This window comes from Thiomicrorhabdus xiamenensis (assembly GCF_013282625.1).
GTDB lineage: Bacteria > Pseudomonadota > Gammaproteobacteria > Thiomicrospirales > Thiomicrospiraceae > Thiomicrorhabdus > Thiomicrorhabdus xiamenensis.
On the sequence record NZ_CP054020.1, the window covers coordinates 1,895,535 to 1,911,310 of the forward strand.

A 15,776-nucleotide genomic window follows, 5' to 3' on the forward strand; every position below is an offset into this window, starting at 1 on the left:
CAATTCAAAAGCCTATGAGTAACCACACGCCGATGATGCAACAATACTTGGCAATTAAAGCGGAGCATCCCGAACATCTGCTTTTTTATCGCATGGGTGACTTTTACGAATTGTTTTATGAGGATGCGCAAGAAGCATCCAAGCTGCTCGATATCACGCTGACTGCACGCGGTAAATCCGCCGGCGCGCCGATCCCGATGGCCGGGATTCCACACCATTCCGCCGAGGGCTATCTGGCCAAGCTGGTGAAACTCGGCAAGTCGGTGGCGATCTGCGAACAGGTCGGAGACCCGAACAATTCCAAAGGCCCGGTGGAACGCAAGGTCGTACGCATCATCACGCCGGGAACGCTGGTCGAAGACGCCCTGCTGGAAGAAAAAAGCGAGAATCTGCTGTGTGCGCTGTGCGAAAGCGGAAAACACCTTGGCCTGAGCTATCTGGATGTCGCCAGCGGACGCTTTGAAACCACACAGATCGAAAACGAAGAGCAACTGTTTGCCGAACTGGAGCGCTTAAAACCGGCGGAAATCATCTTGCCGCAAGGAACCGATTTCGCACAGAGCATGCAGGACAAACTGCCGGCAAACAGTCCATTACAATTCTATCCCGCCTGGCACTTCGACGAGCAAAGCGGACGGCAAAATCTGTGCCGCCACTTCGGTACTCAGGATCTGGTCGCTTTCGGTTGCGAAAGAGCGCCAGCCTCGATTGCCGCGAGCAGCGCGATACTGCATTACGCGCAAGCCATGCTGCAAAACGACATCAGCCACATTCACAGTCTGCAGACCTATCAGATCAGCGACTCACTGGTATTGGATGCCATCAGTCGCCGCAATCTGGAAATCGATACCAATCTCAACGGAGGCCATGCCAATACGTTAGCTTCACTGCTGGACAATACGGTAACGGCAATGGGCAGTCGTTTGCTTAAACGCTGGCTTAACCAGCCCCTGAGCGATCACAAGGTTCTGATTGCCCGCCAGGATGCGATTGAAGAGCTGGTTAATCTAGCGCAGATCGATACCTTCCAACAGGAACTCAAACAGATCGGCGATCTGGAACGTATTCTCGGACGCATTGCTTTAGGCTCGGCGCGTCCGCGCGACCTTCTGCAACTCGGACGCAGCGTCAACGCCCTGCCTGCGCTGCAGGATTATCTGGCGCAATACCGTGCCAAACGCCTGCAACAGCTGGCGGAAAAAATTCAGACCTTCCCGGAGATCGCCGACCGACTTGACCGGGCAATTATCGACAACCCGCCGGTACTGATCCGCGATGGCGGCGTAATTGCCGACGGTTTCGATGATGAGCTGGACGAACTGCGCAACCTGAAAGAAAATGCCGGACAATATCTGCTGCAATTGGAAGAACGCGAAAAAGAGCGTACCGGTATCAGCACCCTCAAAGTAGGCTACAACCGGGTTCACGGCTACTACATCGAAGTCAGTAAACTGCAAAGCGAACAGGTTCCGCCGGAATATGTACGACGCCAGACGCTCAAAGCGCAGGAACGTTACATCACACCGGAACTGAAAACCTTTGAGGACAAAATCCTCAGTGCAAACGAAAAGGCTCTGGCGCGCGAAAAATGGCTCTACCAGCAGCTGATCGACGGTTTGAACGAAGACTTACACCCTCTGCAGCACTGCGCTCAAGGATTGGCGGAACTGGATCTTTTAATCAATCTCGCCCATCAGGCGGTTCATCTCGGCTTATCGCGTCCGCACCTGAGTACAAAACCCGGGATCGAGATCGAACAGGGACGCCACCTGACCGTTGAAGCCCTATGCAGCGATCCGTTTATTGCCAATGACTGCACATTCAACGGAAAGCGCCGCTTACAGATTATTACCGGACCCAATATGGGCGGTAAATCGACCTTTATGCGACAAACGGCGCTGATCGTATTAATGGCCTATATTGGCAGTTTCGTCCCAGCACGTTCGGCGACGATTGGTCCGGTTGACCGCATTTTCACGCGTATCGGCGCCTCCGACGACCTGACTTCAGGCCGTTCGACCTTTATGGTCGAAATGACTGAAACGGCTAATATTCTGCATCACGCCAGCGAGAATTCATTGATACTGATGGATGAGGTCGGCCGAGGCACATCGACTTTTGATGGTCTGGCTCTGGCTTGGGCGATCGCCGAGCAGATGGCTAAACAGATTAAGGGCATGTGCCTGTTTGCGACTCACTATTTTGAATTGACCGCTCTGGCGAATGAGTACGGCAACACCGTCAACATCCATCTCGACGCCATTGAACACCAGGATAAAATCGTCTTTCTGCATCAGGTTCAGGAAGGCCCAGCATCACAAAGCTACGGTCTTCAGGTTGCCGCTCTGGCCGGAGTGCCGAACGATGTCATTCAAAGAGCCAAAGAACATCTGCACGACCTGGAGAATCAGAGTGTAGCCAATTCAGTCCATAAAACCGCCGCCGATGACAAAATTCAACAGTTTGATATGTTCAGCAGCATGCCGGATCCAAAGTGTGAGGCGATGGAAAAGTTTGATCAAGAACTACAACAACTCGAATTGGATAACATGACGCCTAGAGAAGCGCTGGATTACCTGTATCAATTGAAGACGCAACTCAAAGGTTTGTAACCCCCGAAAACAGAGACAAGAGAAATTGACCATGACACAAGCGATGATCGCGGACATCAACCAGGAAAACTTCTCGGAGCTGGTCGCCTTTGCCTCCAAACGCCATCCGGTTGCCTTGGTTTTCTGGAGTGATAAAAACACTGACAGTCTACAGATGAAAGAGGCTTGGGAAGCCCTGGCGCAGCAGTTTGCCGGGAAAATCATCCTCGCCAAACTCAATGTCGACCAAGAGAACGAGCTGGCAAAAAAACTGGGATTTGAACAGTTACCTCTGTGTAAAATGGTCAAAGACGAAGCTTTTATTGCCGAGCAAAATCAGTGGTCCGATAAAGCTGCCTGCGAAGCGCTTTTACACGAAGTTGTGCCACAGGATCCGAGCGAAGCAAAACGGGAACAGGCGATAAACGCCATCCGCCATGGCGATTTTGTCCAGGCCGAGCGACTGATGCTTGAAGCGATTGAGTTGAACAACAATCATCCAGAGCTGCACCTTGACCTGCTGGACATTTTTCTCAAACAGGGAAAAAACCAAGCTGCGGAAACGCTTTTTCAACAACTTCCGGAATCGATACAGCACTCGCCGCGCGGAAAATATTTCGGCGGGATTTTCTATTTTGCCGACAAAGCCAATCAAGGGCCGGACATTAACACGGTACAAAACACTCTGGCAGAAAACCCGGATGACCCGCAAGCACTGTACGCCATAGCCTGTATTCTGATGCTGAACGGTCGTATCGAACAAGGATTACAGGCACTTTTAAAACGCTTGCAGATTGAAAGCGCTGCCGGAATCGACAAACAGGCTCAGGAAGCTCTTGTGCAAGCATTCAATATGCTCGCACCTTTTAAACCGGAACTGGTGAAAACCTACCGCCGCCAAATGCAAAACATACTCAGTTAACCGAGTTAACTTCCCGGGAACGCGAATGCGACCAGGACACAAGCAATAAGGATAGCTATGCCAACTCTAGACGACTTGAAAAACACACTTTGTTTAGGCATCGCCGGTAACTTTGCCGGCCACTTGGAACAGGCCGGAGAAACCCCAGATTTCGTGAACGTCAAAACCAAAGAAGCCAAGGCGCCAAAAGGCATTTTTCCGTATTATGTACCGGGCTCGGAAAAACAGGTCGGTGAATTCCCTCTGTCCGACTGCACCATCAAATACCCGCAAGATCTGGCGGAAAATGCACACCTGCAAGCTGAACCCGAGGTTTGTGTTCTATTTCAGGCCAAATACGAATACGGCAAAATCGCCTCACTTCAGCCGGTGGCATTCGCCGCATTTAACGATTGTTCAATACGCAAACCCGGCGCGAAAAAAATCAGTGAAAAGAAAAACTGGGGACCGGAAACCAAAGGAATTGCCGCAGACTTTCTACCAGTGAGCTCTCTGGATGAAGGTGGAGAACTGGAATCCTTCCGCATAGCCTCTTTTCTGATTCGCGACGGGGAAATTCATATCTACGGCAACGACAGCGCAGTTAACAGCTACTCTTATTTCTACGGCAAACTTCAGGAGTGGATGATCGAAACGCTGAACCATCAGGCGGACTTCGGCCCACTGGAAAATCTGAACCAGATCGTTCACCAGGCCGGTTTTCCGAAGCAGTTGATGATTAGCCTCGGCGCAACCACCTACACTGAATTCGGCGAAAATGTCTTCCTGCAACCGGGCGATAAAATAAAAATCTACGTCTATGACGGCAAGCAGAATACCTCTGAAGAGATCGCAGCACATGCTTCCGGTCAGCCTGTAGACCTGCGCAAAGCCTCCGTTTTGCAACAGCAGATCCGCTAAAGCGAGTCCTCCCTTCTCATGTCACAAAAAACAGATGAACAGCTTCTCAAGCCGGTGCAAACCTGGCTTGAGCAGGTCGTAATCGGATTGAACCTGTGCCCTTTTGCCAAACGCCCTTGGACAAACCATCAGGTACATCTGCAAGTCACCCGGGCCAACAGTGACGAGTCGTTACTTGAGGATCTGGCACTGGAAATCCAAGCCTTGCTGGCGCAGCCGATTGAAAAACGCGAGACCACCGTGATGATCGTGGCGCAGCATCTGCAAGCGTTTGACGATTACAATCAATTTCTCAACTGGGCCGAAGCACTGATTGAACAACAGAACTGGCAAGGCATTATTCAGCTGGCCAGCTTCCATCCGGATTATCAGTTTGCCGGCACACAAGCGGATGATGCCGAGAACCTGACCAATCGTGCCCCTTTCCCGCTGTTGCATATCCTGCGCGAAGAGAGCCTCGAAAAGGCATTGGCTCGCTATCCGCACGACCCGGAAAGTATTTTTGAGAACAATATCCGTTGCATGCACGAACTGAGCGAAGAACGCAAACGCGAACTCTTTCCATACCTTTTCAGCTAAATCTTCCCTGAGCGGAGAACCCGCTACAGATCCTCCAGAAACGAAAACTCGCTACGCTGATGCGCAACCTGCCGTTGCAGTTCCACCATAGAGATTGAAAAGTCGTTCCACGGCTGCTGCTGACAATCCAGCAGGCAGTCGCCGTTGGCGTTGAAGATGACCGAACCGCCGGCATAGTGCAGAGTGTTTTCATCCTCGCCGACGCGATTGACCCCCACGACAAAACACTGATTTTCAATCGCACGCGCCTTCAGAAGTGTCCGCCAGTGCGTTTGACGGGAACTCGGCCAGTTTGCAAGCACAAACACGATCTCAACCTCTCTGGCAAGCTGACGGAAAAGCTCGGGGAAGCGCAGATCGTAACAGATAAATACCGCAGCTCGGAGACTCTGCTCGGCACACGCTATGTGAAAAACACGGTTTGAGTCTCCGGCCTTATAGATCCGGTTTTCACCCGCATAGGAAAACAGTCGTTGTTTGGAATAAGCCTGTTTCAGTTTCCCGGCTTGCGTCAAATACAGGGCCCGATTATAGAATTCGCGCCGACCTTGACCCGGTTCATCGCTTTGGGCGACACCAGCCAGAATATTCAGGTGATACTCTACAGCAAGCGCTGACAGAGCCTGCGAAACCTCCCCATGCGGACTTTCCGCAAACTTTTCAGGCTGCATGGAAAAACCGCTGGCAAACATTTCCGGGAGCAGTAACAGCTGACAGACATCTTCATCTCCGACAGATTTCTGGCCGACTCGTTCATTCAGGAGCCCTCGCAAGTCGCGCAAACTGGCGTCAATATCGAGCCATTGCGGAGCAAACTGGGCTATATACAAGCGTAACTCGCTACCTTGCATAAACAGCTCCTCTATCAAAACAGGGTCCCGAAAAGCAAAAAACCGCTTACAGAATAACATTCTGCAAGCGGCCTGCGTTAGCCGGTTATATGACCGAAACGCTGTAACTACTGCTCAAGCGTTTGCAGATAAGACTCATAGTCGCCACGGTAGTCTTCGATACCGTTTTCGCTCATGACCATCAAGCGCGTCGCGATCGAAGAAACGAATTCACGGTCGTGTGAGACGAAGATAACCGTACCAGGATAATTTTCCAGCGCGATATTCAAAGATTCGATCGACTCCATATCCAAGTGGTTGGTCGGCTCATCCATAATCAGTACATTTGGTTTCTGCAGCATCAACTTACCGAACAGCATACGTCCCTGCTCACCACCGGAAAGTACCTTAACCGATTTACCGATCTCTTTTTGCGAGAACAATAGGCGCCCAAGAATACCGCGAATCGCCTGTTCATCATCACCTTCCTGCTTCCACTGGCTCATCCAATCCAACAGACTCAAATCTTCTTCAAAGTCGGCAGCATGATCCTGAGCGTAGTAACCGATAGTGACATTTTCCGACCATTTCACCTCACCGGCAGTCAACTCGGTATCGCCGACCAGACACTTAAGAAAAGTGGTTTTACCGATCCCGTTGCCCCCGATGACCGCCAGACGTTCTTCAACTTCCAGCATCATGCTGAAGTCTTTAATGACTTCGTTATCGCCGTCTTCGTCGTGATAGGTTTTACTCAAGTTCTCGATTTCCAGCGCCAGACGGAACAGTTTCTTATCCTGTTCGAAGCGGATAAATGGGTTAACGCGGCTCGACGGCTTCACCTCTTCCAGTTGAATCTTGTCGATCAGTTTGGCACGAGAAGTCGCCTGCTTCGCTTTAGAGGCATTCGCCGAGAAGCGGCTGACGAAAGTCTTCAACTCGTTGATCTGCGCCTGTTTCTTGGCGTTATCGGACAATAGACGCTCGCGCGCCTGTGTCGAAGCGACCATATACTCGTCATAGTTACCCGGATAAACACGCAATTCGCCATAATCAAGATCCGCCATATGGGTACAGACCGAGTTCAGGAAGTGACGGTCGTGGGAAATAATGATCATAGTGCTCTTACGATCATTCAAAACCCCTTCCAGCCAGCGGATGGTATCGATATCCAAGTTGTTAGTCGGTTCGTCGAGAAGCAGAATATCCGGATCGGCAAACAGTGCCTGTGCCAGAAGAACACGCAGTTTCCAGCCCGGAGCCACTTCGCTCATAGGCCCGAAATGCTGTTCGACCGGGATACCGACGCCCAAAAGCAATTCACCGGCACGCGACTCGGCGGTGTAGCCGTCCATTTCGGCAAATTTCACTTCCAGCTCGGCAACCAGCATCCCCTCTTCTTCGGACATTTCAGCAAGCGAGTAAATGCGGTCACGCTCTTTTTTCACTTCCCACAGCTCGGCGTCGCCCATAATAACGGTATCGACAACACTAAACGCTTCATAGGCGAACTGATCCTGCTTCAATTTACCAAGACGCTCATCCGGATCCAGACTGACGGTACCGCCGGTCGGCTCCAGATCGCCCCCGAGAATTTTCATCAGGGTGGATTTACCGCAACCGTTGGCACCGATCAAACCGTAACGGTTACCCTCACCAAACTTAACGGAAATATCTTCAAAAAGAGGTTTTTCACCAAATTGCATGGTGATATTAGCGGTTGATAACACGACGGCATCCCAAATAACTGATAATCAAAGCGCGTTATTTTGCCATAAGCGGCGCCGAAAATGGCACCTTAAATCAGAAATAGACGACTAATCCCTCATCCCGGGAAATTATTCGAAGCGGATCGGATTACCGAGCGCCTGCATCGATTCGTTCAACTTGCGCTTTAAATAGAAACCATAGAACTCGTAAGCCCCCGAGAACAGCGGCGTGGTCAACTGGTCGCCCTCGGAATCGACAAAAACCATTGCCGGCAGACTGGTGATATTGAACAGCGTTTGAAACTCTTTGCGCTGCATCGGTTCGCCGTAAAAGTCGATCACCGTTCCGTCCACATTCACCTCGATTTCACGGAACATGACCTTGTCGTCGAAGACACCGCTGAGGAGATTCGGCAGTAACGCTTCCTCTTTCAACATGATTCCGGAGCGCACCCCTTTATGCACCAGCAGGATGGCAATCGGCTGATTCAATTGCGCCGCCTTTTTTCCGTCTTCAAGAAAATTGCTCGCCGGAACCAGTTCCGCTGCCGCAACCTGAAAACTGAGTAACAGCGCCGTTAACATCAAATAAATTCGCTTCATTCCTTTCACTCCCGCCGGTTCAGTAAAGCCCTCTTACCTTAGCGTCTAAAGCGCATCCTGCCAAGAGCGGACAACACAATAAAAGTTGTTTCGCCACAATTCTTGATGAATTTTAGAACCGCAGACTCTTGATCGCCTGCACCGACAAATCTCCGCTATGCTAAGCTTTGAAAAAATCCTTAAGGAGTGTGTGGTGAAAGGCATAGTGTTTTCTGAGTTTATTGAACTGGTCGAAGAAAAGTTCGGTCTTGAGATTCTGGATGCCATTATCGAAGAAGCCGATCTGCCATCGCAAGGCGCTTACACGCAGGTTGGCACCTATGATCATAAAGAATTACTGGTCTTGCTTGATAAACTCAGCGCCCATAGCGGCATCGACGCTACCTCGCTGAGCAAAATCTTTGGTGAACACCTTCTCAAACGCTTCGCAGAACTGTATCCGCAATTTTTTGTCGATATCGACAACTGTTTCGATTTGCTGAAAACCATCGATACCAGGGTGCACCTCGAAGTACAACAACTCTATCCTGAAGCGGAACTCCCCTCTTTCGACAATATGATGGTGAATGCCGACACTATGCAGCTGATCTATCAATCCAGTCGTCCGTTTTCGGCGCTAGCCTATGGTCTGATCAACGGAAGTGCCAGCTATTTCGGGGAAACGATCGACATCCAAATGAACGACCAGTCCGACGCCGGCAAAAGTTTTGTGGTCTTTACCCTGAAAAAGCGCGCATAACCTCTCCACATTAACGCTCTAAATCTACAGCAGGTTTCGGTACCACCGCTTCAGAAAAGCAAAAAGCCGCCGGGTTGCAATGAACCCGGCGGCTTTTGAACGGCAAAGAACTTAGCGTTCTATTACATTTCGATCACATCACTTCGGACAACAGACGGTTCATGCGCTTAATGAATTCGCCCGGTTCCGCCAGCTGATCACCTTCTGCCAGCTGAGCCTGCTCAAGAAGGAATAGAGACCACTCTTTGACCTTCTCATCATCCTCAAGCTTATCCAGCTTCTGCACCAGCGTATGCTCCGGATTCAGTTCCAACACCGGCTTCTGTGCCGGAACGGACTGTCCCATCTGCTCCATAATTCGCGCCATGTGCGATGAAATTCCACCTTCAGCAGTCACCACACAAGCCGGTGAATCGGTCAAACGGTGCGTAATGCGCACATCCGACACTGAATCTTCAACCGCTTTTTTAACCTTTTCGGTCAAGGCTTCGCGCGCCTTTTTGTCCTCTTCAGACAGATCTTTTTCAGCATCTTCTTCGAACTCTGTAAGATCCGCCGAAGTAATCGACTTCAACGCTTTACCGTCAAATTCGTTCAGATGCGAAACCAGCCATTCGTCGATGCGATCCGACATCAGCAGGACTTCGATTCCTTTCTTGCGGAACATTTCCAGATGCGGACTGCCTTTGGCTGCCGCATGCGTATCGGCAATAATGTAATAGATCGCCTCCTGACCTTCCTGCATCCGGTCGACATACTGCTCAAGAGAAACATTCTGTTCCTGGCTACCCTCGTGAGTCGAAGCGAAACGCAACAGCTTGGCAATCTTGCCTTTATTGGCGAAATCTTCGACCACACCTTCTTTCAGGACATTACCGAACTGCGACCAGAAACCTTGATAAAGTGTCTTATCATCATCTTTAGCCAGTTTTGCCAGCTGATCCAAAACTCGTTTAACCGAAGCGGAACGGATTTTATCGACAACCTTGTTGCTCTGCAGAATTTCGCGCGAGACATTCAACGGCAGATCGGCTGAATCGATCACCCCGCGGACAAAACGCAGATAAGCCGGCATCAGATGTTCGGCGTCATCCATGATAAAGACACGTTTAACATACAGTTTCAGGCCGTAACGACGCTCGCGGTCGTAAAGATCGAACGGTGCCTGCTTTGGAATATACAACAGCGAAGTATATTCCAGAGTCCCTTCCACCTTATTGTGGATGTGCGCCAGCGGCTCGTTGAAGTCATGCGAAATTGTCTGATAGAAGTTGGTGTAATCTTCTTCGCTCAATTCGGACTTCGGCTGCGTCCAAAGCGCGGTTGCCTTGTTAACCTGCTCCAGTTCGTCCGTCGACTTTTCTTCCTTGGCTTCTTCGTCCCATTCGGTCTTGACCATTTTGATCGGGAAGTTAATGTGATCGGAATAGGTCGAGATAATATTTTTCAGGCGGAACTGATCCAGAAATTCATCCATATCCTCTTTCAGATGCAGCGTAATCGTGGTTCCTTTGGTAGCTTTTTCAATGTTCTCCAAAGTGAACTCGCCTTCACCTTTCGAGGTCCAACGGGTACCCTGTGCTTGATCGTCACCCGCTTTACGGGTTTCCAACGCCACTTCGTCGGCAACAATAAACGAAGAATAGAAACCAACCCCGAACTGTCCGATCAGATTGGAATCTTTCGCCTGATCTCCGCTCAGGCTCTCAAGGAATTTTTTGGTTCCCGAGTTGGCAATCGTTCCGATATTGGCAATGACTTCATCACGGGTCATACCGATACCGTTATCGGCAATCGTAACCGTACGCGCTTCTTTATCGAAGCGCACTTCGATCGCCAATTCATCCTGCCCCTCATGCAACGCATCATTCGATACGGCCTCAAAACGCAATTTGTCCAAAGCGTCGGATGCGTTGGATACCAGTTCGCGTAAAAAGATCTCCTTATTGGAATAAAGCGCGTGAATCATCAGCTTCAGCAGTTGATTCACTTCCGTCTGAAACGCATGAGTTTCGGTATTGCTCATTATTCTTGTCTCCACTTATTTTTGAGTAAGTAAAACGGGGCCTGACGCCCCTTTTAATGATTTAACAAACTGATGCTAGATATGGAGGTGATGGACATTTTTTTCAAGGGCGTAAAATAAAAAAAGCACAGAATTTCTTCTGTGCCAAAGGCGTGCCTGTACCAACTATCACACGCTGTTTGTTGTAGAACTTGGAAATATTTGCCCTCAGAACGCGCTCATATTAGAGCGCGCAGAGAGTTTAGAAATCGTTGTTGCTGGCAACATCTGAATTTTTTGCAACTGCAGTCAGAGAGGCCGTAATGTGATCCGGTGCCGACATAATGCTCATAAAGCTACCTTCGCCGGCCATTGATAGACTCGGCCAGTTGATTGCAATACGGAATTTACCGTTCAGCGCCAGTACTTCGTCATCACTTACCAGAATCTCATATGGGAAGTGTGCCGCATGCGAGTGCTTGGTTGCGCTGTTGATCTGGCTGTTGATATTACCGTCAGCACCGGATTTGTAGTTAAGTGCCACACCGAACACACTCATTTTCTTACCAGGAATATCGATACGATACACTTTTTCAGCTCCACCGCGCTTCGCTTTTAAGCCATCTTCAACCGCTTTTACCGCTTCTTCATAAGAACCGTATTCCGCCAGCTCATCTTCATCATCGAAGTAAGGCATCGCGAACATATAGTGATAACCGCGCAACTCTTCCGCAGTCAGCCCTTTTTCAGCACCGAACTCCTGCTGTTTACCCAGTGCTTTTTCGATCGCAGCCTGAACGCCACTGATATCTCCGTCCATACGGTAAGCGTTAAAGTGATAACTCGGGTTGGTGTAGCTGACTTCGACTTTTCCACCCTTATTGGTTACTGCAACACGCTCCATTGCACCGAAGCCGCCATTTTCCGAATTCCCTGCCATCGATTTCAAAGCGTCATTCGTAACCACGATGATATTGGCCCCTTGATCCGGAGAATACTTACCGACAACTTCGAAACCGGCTTGTTTCAAAGCCTGTTCAGTAGATGTTGTAGCCGCGTTAAGGTCACCGCTTGGAGCACTCCCCAGGATAAATGGCATCATCGCTGCCGCCATAGCGCTGATAGGCGCTCCCATCAGAGCAGCACCGATAAAAAGTTTACCGATCAGCCCATTTCCGGAACTTTGCTTGTTCATTCTCATTCTTCACTCCTCATTATTTTTGTAATCAAGTTAAGTTTGCCGGATCATTCTTATAAAAAATATTTACCCTTAAAAGATAAAAAAATTTATTGGTTTATAAAGGAGCAGAATAAAATGCTTTCTATCGCGCTGAAAAAGCAATTTCAAGCAAACCATATAAAAAAAGCCCGCATTTAACTCATAAAATGCGGGCTTTTCATTTGTCTTGATATATAAGGATATTAATTAATTTTAAATTAGCAATTCCTTATTCAGGAGGCCATAACAACGAAACTAGAAAAACTCTACCTCGTCTTCAGCCTGATCTTCCTCATGCATACGCGAACGCATACGATCCTTCATCACTTCAATCGCTTCTTCGGCCGGAACATGCTGATCAAAAATCAATTCAAACAATTCCTCTTCTTCACGCATAGTCGTTCCTTTGCGTACACTGGCCTTAAAATCTTCCCACTCCTGAGGACTCTTAACGCGCATTTCATGCGAAACGATCTCCGCCAAACCGGAAAGACCGTGGGAAACATGCGACAGACGCTGACTCAATTTGTCGTAAAACTGGAAGGCGATAATCGCCTGCTGCATTTTTGCGGAGAGTTCACCGGCTTCATTCAACAGAAGACTGCTATGTGACTGTACGGCTTCTCCAGCCTCTTCGGCCTGCTCTAGCAGATTCTGACTCGCCGCCTGAATCTGTTCGATATGCTGAGACATGTAGGTGAAAGAATCGATCAATGCATTGACCGAGTTATCCCCTTCGGTAATCGACAAATCAATTTGAGCAATCGATAAATTCAGAATCAGTATCGTCTGCTGTACCTCTTTTGCGCCCAAAGAGTAATCAAAGTTATTCATATCGTTTCCTAAACTGCACGCCCAAAGGCGTAGTGGCATTTATAGCTCTTATTTTCAGGCGGCACTCAACTGCGCACCGCTTCCTTTATTATGATTCGACAGGGTTTCTGTAACATCAAGAATAAGTGAAACCGTTCCGTCTCCGAGAATGGTCGCACCAGCAATACCGTCAATCTTCATAAAGTTGCTTTCCAGGCTCTTAATCACGACCTGCTGCTGTCCAAGCAAATCATCGACAAAAATTCCGGCCCGTTGCCCGCCGTCTTCAACCACGACCAGCAAGCCTTTTTCCAAATCTTCCTGAGCATCGTGGACACCAAGCTTCTTATGCAGACGAATAACCGGAATATAGGCGTCACGCAATTTGTACAGTTCAGTCTCGCCGGCAATGCCTTTGACCAGAGATTTGTCGACCTGAATCGACTCGATAATCGATACCAGAGGGAAGACATAGGTCTGAGAACCGACGGTACATAACTGTCCGTCCAAGATCGCCAGCGTCAGAGGCAGACGAATGGTAAAGACACTGCCGACGCCTTTTTCGGTTTTAACGTCAACCGAGCCGCCAAGCCCTTTGATATTTCGGCGTACCACATCCATACCGACACCGCGCCCAGAAATATCACTGATCTGTTCTGCGGTCGAAAAGCCCGGATGGAAAATCAGATCAATAATTTCGTCACGCGTCAGGTGATGCTCCGCATCGATAACCCCTTTTTCAATCGCTTTCTGTTCAATGCGTTCGTGATCGATTCCGGCACCGTCGTCGGTAATCTGAATCAGAATATTCCCGCCCTGATGGAAAGCGGCCATCTTGACCGTACCGGTTTCGGGCTTACCTTTTTCCGCGCGTACTTCAGGCATTTCCACACCGTGGTCAATCGAATTACGAACGATGTGTACCAGCGGATCCGTTAACTGTTCAAGCATGGTTTTATCCAGCTCGGTTCCTTCTCCTTCCATAACCAGATCGATTTTCTTACCCAGTTTCTGGCTGACATCGTGCACGATACGCGGCATACGGTTAAAAGCGAAGCTGACCGGCAGCATGCGGATATTCATCACGCTTTCCTGAAGCTCACGGGTATGACGTTCCAAATGCGTCAAACCTTCCTTGAGCTTATCGACCCAATCGGTATTGCTACTGCTTTCGGTATCCTGCTCCGCCTGCTCTCCGAACTGACTCAGCATCGACTGAGTAATAACCAATTCACCAACCAGATTAACCAGCTGATCGATTTTGCTTAAATCGACACGAATGGAGCCTTCCGCCTTATGACCTTTATCGGCAACCGCCGCCTTGGCTTTTACCGGTGCTTTCTGAGCCGGCGTAGCGGCTGACTCAGTCTCCTGCTTCGGCGGCTGTTCAACCGCTGGTACAACTTCGCTTACGCTGGCAGCTTGTTGCGCAACCGCTTGTTCAACAGCAGGCGATTCGGACTTCTGCGGCGGATGAATATGAATTTCGGCTCCATCGCCATCAATCCATTCGAAAACTTCGCGGATCGCTTCTTCATTAACCTCATCGCCTTCGAGTTCCAGAGTCCAGGAAAGATAAACATGTTCCGGATTGAAAGCATGGATTTCCGGAAGTTTTTCGGTATTGACGGTTACCTTCAGATCACCGAGCGTTTCCAACTCGCGGAAAATTCGAATCGGCTCATTACCCGTCTGCAGCAGTTCAGCCTCGGGAATCATGTCGATTTTCCAGGATCCGCCAACGGCTTCCGGTTCAGCGGATGCATCCTGTCCGGCTTCATCGGAAGAAGCGCCGAGGATGTTCTCCATCCATGCCTGAACTTCGCCCGCTCGCTGTTCGTCGATGGGTTGATGTTCCTGCAGACGTTCCAGCATATCGCGCAACACATCCACCGCAGCCAGCATGGCATCAATCGAGTCCTGAGTGACCTCTCTGCGGCCATCGCGCATTTCATCCAACAAGGTTTCCAGAACATGAGTAAAACCGGCAATTTCGGTAAAGCCGAAAGTTCCGCTTCCCCCTTTGATAGAGTGCGCCGCACGGAAGATCTCGTTAATCTTCTCGTTATCCGGAACGCCCGGCGGAAGATTCAGCAATCCGTTCTCCATCACGTCGAGTCCTTCAAAACTCTCTTCCAGATAGGTTTGGCGGAAGGTTTCCATCATGTCCATAGTTATTTCCTCAGAATAGTTCTACATCGCCTTCAACAGGTTTCGATTCGATGTTGTGAATATATTGATTTTCCTGTGCGGCAAGACTTTGATTATGCATAGGGTTCAGTCGGCGGACCCGTGCACGTCCGCTGTTAGGGTAATAGATCACTTTGCGCGGGAAAACGTCTCCGATGTCTTGGGCCACCAGTTGAAAGCCTTCGGTATAGACATAATCGAAAGCGAAACCGATGTTGTACCAGCCGATATTGGTCATGGAACTCATAATCCGCCCACCACCGAACAGCTTAAATTCCAAACGCTCACGTCGACCGCCCTTGGTCAGAATCGAGTTGACCAGATTCTCCATCGCATAGTTTCCATAACGATTGGCGTCGGAAAGTTCGGATACGGATGCGGTATTTTTTTCCACCGGAAGCATAAAATGGTTCATGCCTCCGACACCGGCGATAGGATCGCGAACACAGGCGGCGATACAGGACCCGAGAACCGTTTCAATCCTTTCATTATCTTGGGTGACATAGAACTCACCCGGTAAAATTTTTACGGACGTAATCCCTTCGGCCGGATCAATACTAATCTGCATAATTCTTCAAATCGACACCTGCAGCGAACTCCCTTCGCTTAAACCAATCTGCCGAACCGAAACCGACAACAAGCAGTCAAACGCCGATTCCGCCTCAAATAACATAAA

The 15,776-nt window shown here is 49.5% G+C and carries 13 protein-coding genes; 5 read left to right on the top strand and 8 right to left on the bottom strand.

Annotated features, from left to right (window positions below; all coding sequences use genetic code 11):
* The first annotated feature begins 14 nt into the window (after positions 1–14).
* Genes mutS through HQN79_RS08740 form a run of 4 tightly spaced genes read left to right on the top strand, consistent with a single transcriptional unit; the run spans position 15 to position 4,992 of the window.
* Positions 15–2,612, top strand: a complete 2,598-nt coding sequence (gene mutS / locus HQN79_RS08725; protein ID WP_173285662.1) for a DNA mismatch repair protein MutS — start codon at positions 15–17, stop codon at positions 2,610–2,612.
* Positions 2,613–2,643: 31 nt separating this feature from the next.
* Positions 2,644–3,513 (top strand): tetratricopeptide repeat protein, encoded by an 870-nt coding sequence (locus tag HQN79_RS08730; protein WP_173285664.1) that lies wholly within the window; start codon positions 2,644–2,646, stop codon positions 3,511–3,513.
* A gap of 57 nt (positions 3,514–3,570) precedes the next feature.
* Positions 3,571–4,413 carry a DUF5718 family protein gene (locus HQN79_RS08735; protein ID WP_173285666.1) on the top strand — a complete coding sequence of 281 codons (843 nt, stop codon included), beginning with the start codon at positions 3,571–3,573 and terminating at the stop codon, positions 4,411–4,413.
* Between the two features lie 18 nt (positions 4,414–4,431).
* A complete protein-coding gene (locus HQN79_RS08740) occupies positions 4,432–4,992 on the top strand; it encodes a DUF1415 domain-containing protein (protein WP_173285668.1) in 561 nt (186 codons plus the stop codon).
* A gap of 23 nt (positions 4,993–5,015) precedes the next feature.
* Here HQN79_RS08740 and HQN79_RS08745 read toward each other — a convergent pair whose 3' ends face one another.
* From HQN79_RS08745 to HQN79_RS08755, 3 genes are all read right to left on the bottom strand, one after another.
* Positions 5,016–5,843: a nitrilase-related carbon-nitrogen hydrolase gene (locus HQN79_RS08745; protein ID WP_173285670.1), complete on the bottom strand. Its 828-nt coding sequence runs from the start codon at positions 5,841–5,843 to the stop codon at positions 5,016–5,018.
* A gap of 107 nt (positions 5,844–5,950) precedes the next feature.
* The gene (locus HQN79_RS08750; protein WP_173285672.1) at positions 5,951–7,552 is read right to left on the bottom strand and encodes an ABC-F family ATPase; all 1,602 of its coding nucleotides are present in this window, start codon (positions 7,550–7,552) and stop codon (positions 5,951–5,953) included.
* Between the two features lie 108 nt (positions 7,553–7,660).
* Positions 7,661–8,134: a hypothetical protein gene (locus tag HQN79_RS08755; RefSeq protein WP_173285674.1), complete on the bottom strand. Its 474-nt coding sequence runs from the start codon at positions 8,132–8,134 to the stop codon at positions 7,661–7,663.
* Between the two features lie 193 nt (positions 8,135–8,327).
* Between HQN79_RS08755 and HQN79_RS08760 the strand changes: the two genes are divergently transcribed.
* Positions 8,328–8,873 carry a heme NO-binding domain-containing protein gene (locus HQN79_RS08760; protein WP_173285676.1) on the top strand — a complete coding sequence of 182 codons (546 nt, stop codon included), beginning with the start codon at positions 8,328–8,330 and terminating at the stop codon, positions 8,871–8,873.
* 133 nt (positions 8,874–9,006) lie between these two features.
* On the opposite strand, the gene htpG is transcribed toward HQN79_RS08760, so the two are convergent.
* The 5 genes from htpG to cheD all read right to left on the bottom strand — a co-directional run bounded on the left by htpG (position 9,007) and on the right by cheD (position 15,668).
* Complete coding sequence (gene htpG, locus HQN79_RS08765) at positions 9,007–10,899, bottom strand: molecular chaperone HtpG (RefSeq protein WP_173285678.1); 1,893 nt, start codon at positions 10,897–10,899, stop codon at positions 9,007–9,009.
* A 241-nt stretch (positions 10,900–11,140) separates the two neighbouring features.
* On the bottom strand, positions 11,141–12,079 hold the full coding sequence (locus HQN79_RS08770; protein ID WP_238843344.1) for a hypothetical protein: 939 nt from the start codon (positions 12,077–12,079) through the stop codon (positions 11,141–11,143).
* Positions 12,080–12,352: 273 nt separating this feature from the next.
* Complete coding sequence (locus tag HQN79_RS08775) at positions 12,353–12,931, bottom strand: hypothetical protein (RefSeq protein ID WP_173285680.1); 579 nt, start codon at positions 12,929–12,931, stop codon at positions 12,353–12,355.
* A 54-nt stretch (positions 12,932–12,985) separates the two neighbouring features.
* Entirely contained in the window at positions 12,986–15,082 is a 2,097-nt protein-coding gene (locus HQN79_RS08780; RefSeq protein ID WP_173285682.1) for a chemotaxis protein CheA, read from the bottom strand.
* Between the two features lie 10 nt (positions 15,083–15,092).
* Positions 15,093–15,668, bottom strand: coding sequence for a chemoreceptor glutamine deamidase CheD (gene cheD, locus HQN79_RS08785; RefSeq protein ID WP_173285684.1), 576 nt, complete (start codon positions 15,666–15,668; stop codon positions 15,093–15,095).
* Positions 15,669–15,776 lie beyond the last annotated feature (108 nt).